Source organism: Natrinema hispanicum, assembly GCF_004217335.1.
GTDB lineage: Archaea > Halobacteriota > Halobacteria > Halobacteriales > Natrialbaceae > Natrinema > Natrinema hispanicum.
On sequence record NZ_SHMP01000003.1, the window covers coordinates 137343 to 149449 of the forward strand.

Sequence of the window (12107 nt, forward strand, 5' to 3'; positions counted from 1 at the left end):
GCGCTTCGTCATCGTCGCATGGCAGTTCCTGCCGCTGTTGCTCGCCTACGCCCGTGACCGGCGGCGCTTTCTCCTGTTTGGCCGTCCCCGGCAGGTCGACCACGAGACCCACAGCCGCCGGGCCGAGCGGTTGCTCGAGTCGCTGTTGACGCTGGGGCCGACGTTTATCAAACTCGGGCAGTTGCTGTCGACCCGTCCCGACATCCTCCCACCGGCGTACATCGACACCCTCGCGTCGCTGCAAGACGCCGTGCCGCCGGCACCGTGGCCCGAGGCGAAACAGGTGCTCGAGGACGAACTCGGCCCCGTCGATGAGCGCTTTGCGGAATTCGATACCGAGCCGATCAGCGGCGCGAGTCTGGGACAGGTCTATCGGGCGCGACTCGACCCCGAAACGGAGCGGACGCGGGCCGACCCGCCCGACGGAGCCAGTCGCGAGGTCGCCGTGAAGATCCGCCGTCCGAACATCGAATCACTCGTCAACGCCGATCTGCGGGTCATCAAGTGGTCGCTGCCGATCCTGCTGTATTTCGTCGGCGAAGCGCGCGCGTTCTCGCTCGAGAACCTCGCTGACGAATTCTCGAAGACGATCCGCGAGGAGATGGATTACGAGCGCGAAGCCGAGATGCTAACCGAGATCCGCGCGAACTTCGCGGACGATGACCGGTTTCGCATTCCCGCCGTGATCGAGAGCCATTCCGACTCGCGCGTGCTCACGATGGAGTACGTCGGCGGGACGAAAATCAACGACCTCGAGGAACTCGAGCGCAAAGGGATCGACCGAACGCAGATTGCAGAGAACTTGGAACGGTCGTATCTCCAGATGATCATCGACGATGGGGTCTTCCACGCCGATCCTCACCCCGGTAACCTCGCGGTGACCGACGAAGGGCAGATCGTCTTCTACGACTTCGGGATGTCGGGACGGGTCGATTCGTTCATTCAGGACAAGATCGTCGACTTCTACGTCGCCGTCGCCAACCAGGACATCGACGGCATCCTCGACGCCCTGGTTGAGATCGGGACGCTGTCGCCCGACGCTGACCGCGGTGTGATGTCCGAGGTGATGGAAATCGCCATCCAGGACGCCCGCGGCGAGGACGTCGAACAGTACCGGGTCAACCAGATCGTCGGCCAGATCGAGGACTCGATCTACGAGTTTCCGTTCCGGCTTCCGAAAAACCTCGCGCTCGTCCTCCGGGTCGCGACCGTCGTCGAAGGCGTCTGTGTCACCCTCGATGAGGACTTCGATTTCATCGCGACGGCGACCGACTTCCTGACCGAAGAAGGGTATCGCGAGGAAACCATCCGAAACTACATCGACGAGACGGGCCAACAGCTCCGCCGCAGTGGCGAGTCGCTGACTCGACTCGCACCCAAGACCGAGCGCGCACTCGACCGACTCGACCGTGACGACCTCTACCTCCGCATCGGCGTCGAGGACTCGGACAAGGTCTTTGAGAAGCTCGCCAAGCGCATGATCTACGGCATGCTGTTGACGATGTCGCTGTTCTCGACCGGCGTCCTCTACGCGCTCGAGGCCCCCGCCGGATCGATCGTCGCAGCGGCTTTCTCAGTGATTGTGTTGATTCAGCTCTACCGGTCGTTTCGCTCACCCAAATCGATCGGTGCGCGGCCACAGTTTACGCGCCAGAACCTCCGCCAGCGCCGCGGCGAGGAATGACACGCCTTCCACCGTGAGGCCGCCCAACGTTTCTTCCGGTGTCGGATCGAAACACAGCTATGGACTACGATCGGATCGCCGACCTGCCGCTGACGATCGAGTCGGTCGCAAGCGAGCGCCACGAGCGCGAGACCTCGAGCGACTTTACCCGTGTAACGACTGAATTTGCGCTTTCAGGACCGACACCGAACGGCGACGGGACAGTTACGGGACGCGGCGAGGACGTGACCTACGAAACCGAAGATCACGACCGGCTGGCTGAGACTGGCCTGCCGGAACTCACCGGCGACTACACGTTCGAGTCGTTTTCCAAGCGACTCACTGACCTCGATCTCTTTCCCGGCGGTGCACCCGACCGTGAGGTCTTTCGCAACTACCGGCGGTGGGGCATCGAGAGTGCGGCGCTCGATCTTGCGCTGCGACAGGCCGAGACGGACGTTGCGAGCGTCCTCGAGCGGTCGCTCGAGCCGGTTCGGTTCGTGGCCAGCACCCGCCTCGGCGAGCCGCCGACGACCGACCGACTCGAGGTCCTGTGCGAGCAGGTCCCCGACCTCGAATTCAAGCTCGATCCGACATCCGAGTGGGACGCTGATCTCGTCACTGCCATCGACGAAACGGTCGGCACTGATTCGGTTCGAATTCTCGATCTGAAAGGCCAGTACGAAGGCACTGAGGTCGACGTCCCGGCCGATCCCGAACTATATGAACTCGTTCTCGAGGGATTCCCAAAGGCCATCATCGAGGATCCAGCGCTGACCGACGAGACGCGGCCGCTGTTCGAGGACGCAGGCGTTCGATCACGCGTCTCCTGGGACGCCCCGATTCACGGCCTCGAAGATGTCGAGGCGCTGCCGTGGGAGCCCGACTGGCTGAACATCAAACCGTCGCGTTTTGGTTCACTTGAATCGCTGCTCGAGACGATTTCCTACTGCAACGAGCGCGGGATTCGGCTGTACGGCGGCGGTCAATTCGAACTCGGCGTGGGTCGCGGGCAGATTCAGACGCTGGCCTCGCTGTGCTATCCCGACAGCCCCAACGACGTTGCCCCGCGGGCGTACAACGAGCCCGCAGTCGGTGACGGGCTGCCGGCGAGTCCGCTCGAGCCGGCCGCGTCCGTCGGGTTCCGCTGGTAGCGGCTGTCCCGTCCGGTCAGATCATGACAACAGGGCTATAGTCACTCGAGCGGAACGTCATCGGTGTCGATGGACGGACTCACAGGACTCGTCGCGCTACTGGTGGCGTTTCACGTCGTGGTGTTCGCGCTCGCTCCGCTTTTCGTCGACCACCGACGACGGACGTTTCGCCGGCGCTTTCACGTGCCGATGCGGCCACTCGCGATTACGTGGACGGCGGCCCTCCTCGCGTGTGTCCTCTTGGCCGCCGTGGGAGACCTGCCGCTTGAGGCCTCGATGGGACACCGCGAGGTCCGGGCGGTCGGCCTCGTCGGAATGTTGCTCATCGGCGGGACGACCGTCGGCTGTGCCGCCATCGTCGGCGGCCTCCTCGTCGGCCGCCGCGTCCACCGGCTTCGGACTGGCAAGTGCGAACCGCCGGGCGAAATCGTTGCGACCGGCCGCGCCGTCCCGACCGCTGACGGCGAGCCAGAGCCAAGTCCCGTGTTCGAGCGGCCGGCCGTCTGCTGGGCCTGGACGCTCGAGGCGAACGACCGGTTCGGCGGCGATAGCGGGTGGACGATGGCCCGATCGGGGTCGGGCGGCGTTCCGTTCCGCGTCAAACGAGACGCCGAATACAGCGACGTAATGGTCGATCCCGACAGTGCACACGTCGACATCGCGCGGTCGGATTCGACCATCCAGCCGCCGGACGACCCGGCACCCGGCCGCCTCGAGCGACTGGCGGATACCGACGTCGGCGGCACTGACCACCGATACAGCGAGGGTGTGGTCGCGTCTGGCGACACCGTCACGATCGTCGGCGACGTCGACGCCGACGGGCGAATGATCGACGACGGATCGCTGGCAACACACGTCACCGCGGGCGAGCAAGCGGCGGTTATTCGCCGTCTCGGTCGCCGGGCACTCGCCTACCTCGTCGTCGGTTCGGTGTGTCTGCTGGTTTCGACCCCGAAATATCTTACCTGGCTACAACTCCGCTGAGAGGCGGACGTCTGTTCGGCCACCAACACTTTACGGGACGGTGACAAGGTTGAGAAGTCCGGGGTGGACTGGATGGATGTGAGTGCTGTGGTCCAGCCTGGATGTGAGTTTTTCCCGGACGTTCCACAGGTTTTGAATCCGCTGTAAAATAGCTGGGGATTCGTCGCTCGCCAAACGGCGCGTTCGCTGTGGCCTCGAGACGGCCAGATCCGACCTCGCAGTGACGGAGATAGTCCTGTTAGCACACCAAACAGGCTCCAGCGGCCATTCCAAACGGTTTATGACCGTCGGTTGATTACGCCGGGACATGGCGAAACAGCAGACCGAAGTTCGCGATCTCCAGGAAGGCAGCTACGTGATGATCGACGATACGCCGTGTAAGATCAACGCCTACTCCACGGCCAAGCCAGGCAAACACGGTAGCGCCAAGGCTCGCGTCGAGGCCGAAGGCGTCTTCGACGGCAAGAAGCGCTCGCTCTCCCAGCCCGTCGACGCGAAGATCTGGGTCCCGATCATCGAGCGCAAAAACGGGCAGGTCGTCTCGGTAGACGGCGACGACATGCAGGTCATGGACTTAGAGACCTACGAGACGATCACGATGCGTGTCCCCGAGGACATCGATGTCTCGCCCGACGAGAACATCGAGTACCTCGAGATGGAAGACCAGCGAAAGATCGTCTAATGTTTCCCGGGGCGGCTGACGAACGCGAGGGGATCGACGCGGCGGCCGATGCCGACCGTGGAGATGCGAACTTCGTGGTCGTCGGTGCGCCGCTGGACGCCACGACGACCTTTCAACCGGGGACCCGATTCGGGCCCCGCCGGATCCGCACTTTTGCCGAACCGTTCGACGATTACGACCACCGAACAGGCCAGCATTTCTCCGAGTTGGGCGTCGTCGACCGCGGCGACGTCCGCGCGTGGGACGACGTGCAGGAGTACCTCGAGTACCTGACGAGTACGCTGCGCGAGGCCGTCTGGAACGACGCCGTCCCCCTGCTACTGGGGGGCGAACACACTGTCTCGCTCGCGGGCGCACGCGCGGTCGAACCTGACGTGTTCGTCTGCCTCGACGCCCACCTCGACCTCTATGACGACTACGACGGCAATCAACTGTCCCACGCCGCTGTCACCCGACGGATTCTCGAGGACGTCGACGCCGTCGAAGAAGCGATCATCCTCGGCGCGCGCACCGGCAGCGAAGCCGAGTGGGAGCGTGCCGGGGCGGACGACGTGACCGTGGTGCCGCCCGAAGACGTGGCTGACTGGGATCCTGGCGATCGACTCGCCGGTCGCGAGGTCTACTTGAGCGTCGACATCGACGCCGCCGATCCCGGCTTCGCGCCGGGCACCGGGACGACCGAACCGTTCGGCCTCGAGCCACGGGAACTCCGCGACGTCGTCCGTTCGGTTGCACCCCACGCCGACGGCTTCGACGCCGTCGAAGTCAACGACCGCGACGACGGGCAGGCAGCCGCACTGGCCGCCAAACTCGTCCGCGAGTTCGTCTTTTCGCACGCCAGCGGCGTCGACACATAGCCATCGGCCACGCGAGAGCGCACGTTTTTCCCACTCCACCCGAACGCCCGAGTATGCTCGAGACGACGCTGTGTTTCCCGCTCCGAGATAGCGATTCCAACGCGGGTCGCGAAGTGCTCCTCATCGAGAAACGCCGCGGGCTCGGCGAGGGCTGGTACAACGGTCCCGGTGGAAAGTGTGAACCCAGCGAGACACCCCAGGAGTGTGCCGTCCGCGAAACGCGCGAGGAGGTCGGCCTCGAGGTCACAGCCCTCGAGAAAGCTGGCGAACTCACCTTCCTGCTCGACGACGACACACACTCGGTCTGTCACGTCTTCCGGACGCGCTCGTTTACCGGCGAGCCGACCGCGTCCGACGAGGCCCATCCGGAATGGATCGCCATCGAGGACGTGCCATACGATCGGATGTGGGACGACGATCACCTGTGGCTCCCCGGCGTACTCGAGGGACAGACCGTCGTCGGCGAGTTCTGGTTCGAGGGCGGCGAGCCCTTAGACGAGGCCGAGTTCGTCGGGCACGACCTCGAGTGGGACGTCTCGGTTTAATCGCTCGGTCGCTGGGGTCGTCGGATTAGGGTTTCAATACGACTTTGCCCGAACTCTTCCGGTCCTCGATGTACTGGTGGGCGTCGGCGGCGTCTGCGAGCGCGAACGACTCGCCAAGCACGACCTCGAGATCGCCGCTCGCGAGTCCTTCGGTGAGCTCGGGCACCGCCTGCATGACCCTGCTCGGGTCGTGGGTGGCGGCCTGGCCGAGGTGGAAGCCCGTGACGGTCTTGTTCTCGAAGAGCAGCCTGCGGTTACTGACTTCAGCAGGGACACCGCTTGCGACCCCATAGGTGACCATCCGGCCGAAGTGGGCCATCGCGTCGAGGCTGCGCTCGAAGACGTCGTCGCCGACGCTCTCTAAGACGAGGTCGACGCCGTCCCCGTCGGTTTCCCGCTCGATGACCTCATGGAAGTCCGTCTCGGTGTAGTTGATCGGATGGTCACAGCCGAGGTCGGCTGCCAAGTCGAGCTTTTCCTGCGAGCTCGCGGTGCCGAAAACCTCCGCGCCGGCGTTCGACGCCAGCTGAACCGCAGCCGTCCCGACCCCACCCGCGGCAGCCTGGATCAGCACTGACTCGCCTTCCTCGAGGCCGCCCCACGCGAACAGACAGCTATGCGCGGTGAGAAACTGGATCGGGAAACCGGCGGCTTCCTCGAGACTCATCGCTTCCGGAACCGGAAAGAGCATCTCAGCGTTCGCGACGACGGACTCGGCGTAGCCGCCAGTTTCGACCATCGCGACGACTCGGTCGCCCTCCGAGACGTCATCGACGCCGTCACCGACTGCGTTGACCCGTCCTGCGGCTTCCATCCCGGGAACATATGGCGGCTCGGGACCGCCCGGATAGACGCCGCGACGCTGCATGATATCCGCGAAGTTGATCCCCGCCGCCTCGACGGCGATGCGGACCTCGCCCGGCCCCGGATCCGGTCGCTCGGCGTCGATGGTCTCGAGCCGGTCGCTGTCGCCGTATTCAGTTACCTCGATTGCTTCCATACTACTCCTGCGGGCGACAGGCGGATAAACCTCCGAGAACCGGAGGAAACGAACGATCAGTTGTGGGAATCGGTCATGGACCGAGACGCTATAGCTGGTCGATGATCTCGTCGGCAAACGTCGACAGCGCCGCCTCTCGGTCCTCGTTCTGGATGCCGATAATGGCGTGGTCGAGGCTCAGTTCCTCGAGCCGACTGAAATACTCGCGGAACCACTCGACGCCGGCCCGGAAGCCCAGATGCAGCGGTTCGGGCTCGGCCGTTCGGTCGTCGGCCAACTCGACCCGAACCGCGATCGCGAACGGTTTCTCGCCGGCACGGTCGCGCCAGTCGTGGAGATAGCTCTCGAGCGTGCGCTCGGGCAGGTGATAGAACAGCCAGCCGTCGCCGTGCTCTGCGATCCAGTCTTTCGACTGCCGGGCGTGGCCGGTCGGTAACAGTGGAATCGTCTCCGTCGTCGGTTTCGGGACCACGTCGAGGTCGCCCTCGAGGGACCCCCACTGGCCCTCGCATTCGGGGAAGTCATCGCGCCAGACCGTCCGGATGGCGTCGACGGACTCGCGAAACAGCTGCCCGCGGTCGTCGGGGTCGACGTCGAAGGCAGGATACTCGGGATCGCGGTCGCCGGAAGCGATCCCGAGGACGAGCCGTCCGTCAGAGAGTTGGTCGACCGTCGCCGCGGATTTGGCGACGTGCAGTGGGTGGCGAAGTGTGAGGACGACACTCGAGGTGCCGAGCGCGATGTCGTCGGTGTGGGCAGCGACGTGTGAGAGCCACGGCCAGGTGTCGAACGTCTGACCGGCGTCGCCGAACTTCGGCCAGTAGGTCGGGACGTCACGCGCCCAAAGGCCGTCGAAACCGACCGACTCGGCGTGTTTGGCGAGTCGGATTTCATCCTCGATGTTCGGCTGCGAGCGGTTCGTTCCGGTCAGCGGGAAGCCGGCACCGAAGGTCAGGCTGTCGTGGTCGAACAGCCGTCGGTAGCCAGCGTTTACGTGTCCTCCGGGGTACATTCGATCGTGCTATCGGGCGAAGCGGTATGACGATGGCGTTGTCCGACGGCCGTGAATTCGGCAGTCGGGTCCCTACAGCGGATCGAGACAGCGTGTGCGTTCGCCTCGAGTCAGTGACCGCGTTGCCACTCGAGCGACGCGAAAAAAGGTAAAATTCGAGTCGGCAGCCGAGTCGTCGGTCGAGCCGATCAGTCGTCGGCGGGTGCAGCGCCGGAGCCGTCCTGAGCCTGCTCTTTGGTCCAGGAGAGCTTGCCGCCAGCTGCGAGGATTGCGCGCTCGCGCTCGGAGGCGTCGAGCGTCGCCGTGTACTCCTCGTCGTTGACGCGGACGGTGAACTCTTCCTGACCGGAGGTGACGGCGTCGTAGACGTCGTCGACGATCTCGATCTCGTCGCCCTGGTCGATGTCCTCGTAGGTGTCCTCGTCGATCGTCAGCGGGACGATACCGAAGTTGAAGAGGTTCGCACGGTGGATGCGTGCGAAGCTCTGTGCGAGGACGCCCTCGATACCGAGGTACATCGGGCACATGGCGGCGTGCTCACGCGAGGAGCCCTGCCCGTAGTTCTCGCCGGCGACGAGGAAGCCACCGTCGGCATCAGCAGCGCGCTGGGCGAAGGTCTCGTCGACACGCGAGAGGGTGAACTCCGAGAGCTTGTCGATGTTCGACCGGTACATCAGGATGTCCTGCGTTGCAGGGATGATGTGGTCGGTCGTGATGTTGTCCTCCATCTTGAGGAGGGCGTCACCTTCGATGTCCGATCCCAGCTGGTCTTTCAGCGGGACGTCGCCAATGTTCGGGCCCTTGACGAGCTCGTCGTCGGGAGCCTCGTCGGGCGTGATGAGGTCGGTCTTCGAGCCGTCGTACTCGTCGGGCAGCTCGATACCGGGTGCCTCGAGGTCGCCAAGTTCGTCGGCGAGGTCGCGCGGGTCGATGATTTCGCCTTTGATCGCCGCGGCGGCGGCGACCTCTGGCGAACAGAGGAAGACGTTGTCGTCTTCGATGCCCGAGCGGCCCTCGAAGTTGCGGTTGAACGTCCGCAGCGAGACGGAATCGGAGGCGGGGACGTGGCCGATGCCGATACAGGCACCACACGTCGCTTCCGAGAAGTTGACGCCAGCGGCCATCATCTCCGCGACCCAGCCCTCACGGGCGAGCATCTCGGAGGCCTGCTTGGAGCCGGGCGCGACGATCATCTCGGTCGTCGGGTTGACCTCGCGATCCTCGAGCATCTTCGCGGCCGGGAGGATGTCCTCGTAGCCGCCGTTGGTACAGGAGCCGACGATGACCTGCTCGACGGACTGGCCGGCGACTTCGCTGACGGGGACGACCTTGTCCGGCATCGAGGGCTGAGCGATCAGCGGCTCGAGGTCGGAGAGGTCGACGACGATCTCGTCGTCGTACTCGGCGTCGTCGTCGGGCTGGAGTTCGACGTACTCGTCGCCGCGGTTGACGCGCTCGAGGTAGTCTTTGGTCTGCTCGTCGGTCGGGAAGATCGACGTGGTCGCACCGAGCTCGGTGCCCATGTTGGTGATTGTCATCCGCTCGGGTGCGGTGAGCGACTCGACACCGGGACCGGTGTATTCGAGGATCTTGCCGACGCCGCCCTTGACGGTCAGCCGTCGCAGGAGCTCGAGGATGACGTCTTTCGCGGTGGCCCACTCTGGGAGTTCGCCCTCGAGGCGGACGTTGACGACTTCGGGCATCTCGATGTAGTAGGGAGCGCCACCCATGGCGACGGTGACGTCGATCCCGCCAGCGCCGATGGCGAGTTCGCCGAGGCCGCCGGGCGTGGGCGTGTGGCTGTCCGAGCCCAGCAGGGTCTTGCCGGGGGCCGCGAAGTTTTCGCGGTGGACGTTGTGACAGATGCCGTTACCGGGGCGAGAGAAATACGCGCCGTAGGTGCCGGCCGCAGAGCGGAGGAAACGGTGGTCGTCAGTGTTCTTAAAGTCGAACTGATAGGTCTGGTGGTCACAATACTGTGCGGCGATTTCGGTCTGGACCTCGTCCAGCCCCATTGCTTCGAACTGGAGCCAGACCATGGTCCCGGTCGTGTCCTGTGTGAGAACCTGGTCGATCTCGATACCGATCTCCTCGCCGGTCTCGAGTTCGCCCTCGACGAGGTGGTCGTCGAGAATCTTCTCGGTGAGCGTCTGTCCCATAGCACACCGAAATGGGCCGTCTATCATGATAAAACCAGCGTGTTTCTACGAAGCGTAACCGTCATGAGAGTATCTCAATTGGTAGTATGAACGTATCTCGTGTGCTACGTGTACGCCCACCAGAGATTTGGTCAGCCTCGGGACTAGTGGTTCGTCACGCCTGCCGTTGCGGGTCGAACCGATCGCGGTTCGCTGGTTCGACTCGCACGTCGACGCGTGACGGAGTACTAGCGTGTCAGGTGGTACCGACTCCTCGAGAGGTCGCGAACGGACATGCTTTTCTCGTCGCCGCGGCGTTAGCATAGGTATGTTCCGTTCCGGTGCCTTCGTCGCCGACCACGTCTCGCCGACGACCGACGCGCAGATTCAGCCCAACGGCGTGGACCTCACTGCCGATGTCGTCTTCGAGCAGCTGGAACCGGGTCGCATCGGCACGGACGACAAAGAGATCGGCGACCGCGTTGCCCGCCCCCTCGAGGAACTCAAGGAGGCCGACCCCGACACCTACTACCTACCAAAGGGAGCCTACGTGGTCCGCTACGGCGAGCGGATCGCGATTCCCGAGGGCCACGTCGGTTTCGTCTACCCCCGGTCGTCGCTCATGCGCAACTCCTGTATGCTCAACACGGCGGTGTGGGACGCCGGCTACGAGGGCCGCGGCGAAGGGCTATTGCAGGTCCACCACGACATCGAACTCGAGCGCGGTGCCAGAATCGCCCAGCTCGTCTTCGCCGAGGCCGACCACGAGGACATCTACGACGGCAGTTATCAGGGCGAGAACCTCGAGTGACCGGCGACTGGCGCTGACCGACGCCGTCCCCTGGCCTACCGGTTCGCATACCGTTTTGGCAGTCCCCGACCTACGATCGAGCGAGCCCCGATGATGGCGACCACCCACGCGTTTACCGGCCTCGCGATCGTCGCGCCGCTCGCTTACGCCCTCCCCGAGTTCGCGACCGCGCTCGCCGTCGGCGCGATCCTCGGCGGCATCGCCCCCGATTTCGATCTCGTCTTCGCTCATCGACGAACGCTGCACTTTCCCGTGACCGGGCTCGCCGTCGCCGTTCCCGCGGTTGCTGTCGCAGCGAGTACCCCCTCGAGTCCGACCGTCGCGGTCGCCGCGTTTGCCGTCACGGCCTGGCTCCACGCTGCAAGCGACGCGATCGGCGGCGGCCTAGAGATGGACCCCTGGAACGACCGCACCGAGCGGGCCGTGTACGATCACGTCCGCAGCCAGTGGATCCGGCCGCGGCGCTGGATCCGCTACGACGGCGCACCGGAAGACGCCGCGGTCGCCGTCGCGCTCGCGATCCCGGCGTTGGTCGTCTTCGACGGCTGGCTCACGCCCGTCATCGCCGGCGGCGTGGCCATCTCGCTGTGCTATGCGCTGGTTCGGCGGCGACTCGTGGCGTGGACGCCCGACTGGCTCGAGTGACCGGACGCGGGAGGATCGATCAGGCTCGGCGACTGTCTCGCGAGCCGAAGTCGGAACGCTGATACGCGCGCTGGCCGAGCGGCTCAGTATGGTCGACCAGCTCGCTGCCAGAACGACACATCTGGTATTTGCCGCACTCTGGGCCGGTAGCGTCTGTTTCGTCGCCGCCGTCGTCCTGCCGCTGGCACGCGACGGCGCGTTCAACACGACCCGCCCGCTCGAGGTTATCTCGGGCAGGCTTACCACTGTTTCGCGAGTGAGTTCGCTCGTCCTGTTTCTCTCGGGAAGCCACCTGGCGGGGACTACCTACACCGTCGAACGTCTCTTCGGCTCGGTCAACGGGTGGCTGGTGCTCGTGATGGTCGCACTCTGGCTGGTCCTGACTGCGCTCGTCGAGATCGCGGCGAAGCGATTCGAGGCCGGCCTCACCGGAAAGAAGATCCGCGAGCCGGCACGCGAGGCGCTGCCGATGTTCTGGGCTGCAGCCGTCGCCGCCGTCGGACTGCTGGTCGTGGCGGGACTGCTCTCGGCCAACGTCGCACGGCTGCTGTAGAAGTCGCGGCGCTGACAGTTGGCTGCGGACGTTCTTACGAAAGATACTTAGTCAGTTACTGTA

Annotated in this window: 12 protein-coding genes; 9 read left to right on the forward strand and 3 right to left on the reverse strand. The window is 64.6% G+C overall.

Going from position 1 to position 12107, the window contains the following annotated elements:
- Positions 1–37: 37 nt before the first annotated feature.
- The 6 genes from BDK88_RS01395 (at position 38) to BDK88_RS01420 (ending at position 5885) form a co-directional block, all read left to right on the forward strand.
- The gene (locus tag BDK88_RS01395; RefSeq protein ID WP_130499762.1) at positions 38–1684 is read left to right on the forward strand and encodes an ABC1 kinase family protein; all 1647 of its coding nucleotides are present in this window, start codon (positions 38–40) and stop codon (positions 1682–1684) included.
- 59 nt (positions 1685–1743) lie between these two features.
- A complete protein-coding gene (locus tag BDK88_RS01400; RefSeq protein WP_130498829.1) occupies positions 1744–2817 on the forward strand; it encodes an enolase-like domain-containing protein in 1074 nt (357 codons plus the stop codon).
- A 69-nt stretch (positions 2818–2886) separates the two neighbouring features.
- On the forward strand, positions 2887–3801 hold the full coding sequence (locus tag BDK88_RS01405) for a hypothetical protein (RefSeq protein ID WP_130498830.1): 915 nt from the start codon (positions 2887–2889) through the stop codon (positions 3799–3801).
- 307 nt (positions 3802–4108) lie between these two features.
- The gene (locus tag BDK88_RS01410) at positions 4109–4483 is read left to right on the forward strand and encodes a translation initiation factor IF-5A (protein WP_008011277.1); all 375 of its coding nucleotides are present in this window, start codon (positions 4109–4111) and stop codon (positions 4481–4483) included.
- Positions 4483–5340 carry an agmatinase gene (gene speB / locus BDK88_RS01415; RefSeq protein ID WP_130498831.1) on the forward strand — a complete coding sequence of 286 codons (858 nt, stop codon included), beginning with the start codon at positions 4483–4485 and terminating at the stop codon, positions 5338–5340. The genes BDK88_RS01410 and speB overlap by 1 nt, the downstream gene beginning before the upstream one ends.
- A 53-nt stretch (positions 5341–5393) precedes the next feature.
- A complete protein-coding gene (locus BDK88_RS01420; protein WP_130498832.1) occupies positions 5394–5885 on the forward strand; it encodes an 8-oxo-dGTP diphosphatase in 492 nt (163 codons plus the stop codon).
- A 25-nt stretch (positions 5886–5910) separates the two neighbouring features.
- Here the strand turns inward: BDK88_RS01420 and BDK88_RS01425 are convergent, their stop codons facing one another.
- From BDK88_RS01425 to BDK88_RS01435, 3 genes are all read right to left on the reverse strand, one after another.
- Positions 5911–6885 (reverse strand): quinone oxidoreductase family protein, encoded by a 975-nt coding sequence (locus tag BDK88_RS01425; protein ID WP_130498833.1) that lies wholly within the window; start codon positions 6883–6885, stop codon positions 5911–5913.
- Between the two features lie 88 nt (positions 6886–6973).
- Positions 6974–7897, reverse strand: coding sequence for an LLM class oxidoreductase (locus BDK88_RS01430; RefSeq protein WP_130498834.1), 924 nt, complete (start codon positions 7895–7897; stop codon positions 6974–6976).
- Between the two features lie 188 nt (positions 7898–8085).
- Complete coding sequence (locus BDK88_RS01435) at positions 8086–10056, reverse strand: aconitate hydratase (RefSeq protein ID WP_130498835.1); 1971 nt, start codon at positions 10054–10056, stop codon at positions 8086–8088.
- Between the two features lie 307 nt (positions 10057–10363).
- Between BDK88_RS01435 and BDK88_RS01440 the strand changes: the two genes are divergently transcribed.
- The 3 genes from BDK88_RS01440 (at position 10364) to BDK88_RS01450 (ending at position 12044) form a co-directional block, all read left to right on the forward strand.
- Complete coding sequence (locus BDK88_RS01440) at positions 10364–10846, forward strand: deoxyuridine 5'-triphosphate nucleotidohydrolase (protein WP_130498836.1); 483 nt, start codon at positions 10364–10366, stop codon at positions 10844–10846.
- 90 nt (positions 10847–10936) lie between these two features.
- On the forward strand, positions 10937–11491 hold the full coding sequence (locus BDK88_RS01445; RefSeq protein WP_130498837.1) for a metal-dependent hydrolase: 555 nt from the start codon (positions 10937–10939) through the stop codon (positions 11489–11491).
- 88 nt (positions 11492–11579) lie between these two features.
- A complete protein-coding gene (locus BDK88_RS01450) occupies positions 11580–12044 on the forward strand; it encodes a copper resistance protein CopD (RefSeq protein WP_130498838.1) in 465 nt (154 codons plus the stop codon).
- The last annotated feature ends 63 nt before the right edge of the window (positions 12045–12107 follow it).